1 protein-coding gene and 1 pseudogene are annotated in these 1,253 nt (G+C 37.0%); one reads left to right on the plus strand and one right to left on the minus strand.

The window, feature by feature from the left end; translation table 11 throughout:
• Positions 1-415 precede the first annotated feature (415 nt).
• Positions 416-619, minus strand: a complete 204-nt coding sequence (locus OKC24_RS19680; protein ID WP_265466287.1) for a hypothetical protein — start codon at positions 617-619, stop codon at positions 416-418.
• 114 nt (positions 620-733) lie between these two features.
• On the opposite strand from OKC24_RS19680, the pseudogene OKC24_RS19685 reads away from it, so the two are divergent.
• Positions 734-1,210: pseudogene (locus OKC24_RS19685) on the plus strand (phage/plasmid replication protein, II/X family); the annotation flags it as partial.
• Positions 1,211-1,253 lie beyond the last annotated feature (43 nt).

A 1,253-nucleotide genomic window follows, 5' to 3' on the forward strand; every position in this document is an offset into this window, starting at 1 on the left:
ATTTTTATTGGTGAGAATATAGACACTTTAAATGGGTTCTAACAACAACATTTCGTATAATGTAGCCGTGATTATGTTATTTGCACTTCACATTGCTACAAATAAAAAGCCCATTGGTAAATCTCTCCAGTGGGCTTTTTATTTGTCAATGTTGCTAGGATCGCAGAGGGCAGAGAAGTGCATTTAACATCAATCCGCATTATACGACATCGGTCTATGCGATTGACGGAGGGAGGAGGGACGTTCGACCGACGGATTGAGCATTTTTGAGGAGGCACACTACTGTCTAATAGTGTGCCTGAGTCTCGAAAGTTTTTCGACATTTGCTCTATGAGCTATATATATCAAGGGTTTCAGCCTTAATAAGAATGGTTCGCATTTAAGCATATATTTGCTTGTATTTTGATCACCATTTTCAGTTTTTTGTTTCTACTTTTATGTTTCCATCTCTGTTTACTTCAATTATTCCATCAAGCAAAGTTTGTTTGATGATTTCATGGAATATCTCAGTATCTCTTAGCGGCTTTTTACCAGCTTTAACTAAATCTCTATTCAACTTCAAAGCTACTTCATTAAGCGCTTGTTCTTCTTCATCTGTGAAACGGAATGTCTTAGCCATTGCTTAGTCCTTTTAAAATCACTTAATTCTAAATGAATTTGTGATTTGTGATTGAATTCACATGTGATTTATGTTTTTATGTGTTAAAAGTGATTTATGAATTTGTGATTTCATATGCTCGATTTCCTCCGTTTAGCGATTCCAATCAATCTTGCGTTTGTACGCAGTTTTGATAATCACCATACTTTTAATGGTGATATCCGCGACTATGGAGTTCCTGCAGCAACTCGTCATGTAAGTAAGACTGATGACGGACAGACCATAACAGGGGACTTGTATCACCCTTATGAAGCTTTACCAAGTGACTACACCGACATGGCAGTTAAGTTTTATACAAACACCATGAACACGGTTCCTTATGTTGAATTAAAAGCATCTCCACTCAAGCTTTTACAAGGGCACAATGTTTTCGGTTTTGAATCTATAGAACTTGGTGCATTTCATATGCTTGGTATGTTCTTTGAGGCATTTCCTAAGCTATCGGGCATTTTAGATATAGATAACACTGAGGTTTTATGCGTCGACACGACGTATTTATTCAGATTGCCACATCAGAACATGGTTCAACCAGTTTTAGATTACATGGCCAATAGAGATGGATCCGGAAATTTGAACAACTCCTATAAGTGATACT

Source organism: Acinetobacter entericus (genome assembly GCF_026168575.1).
GTDB classification, from domain to species: Bacteria; Pseudomonadota; Gammaproteobacteria; order Pseudomonadales; family Moraxellaceae; genus Acinetobacter; species Acinetobacter bouvetii.

Bases quoted from the DNA above. Each gene is read 5' to 3' on its own strand.
- OKC24_RS19680 (WP_265466287.1), bottom strand. From the start codon at position 619: ATGGCTAAGACATTCCGTTTCACAGATGAAGAAGAACAAGCGCTTAAT.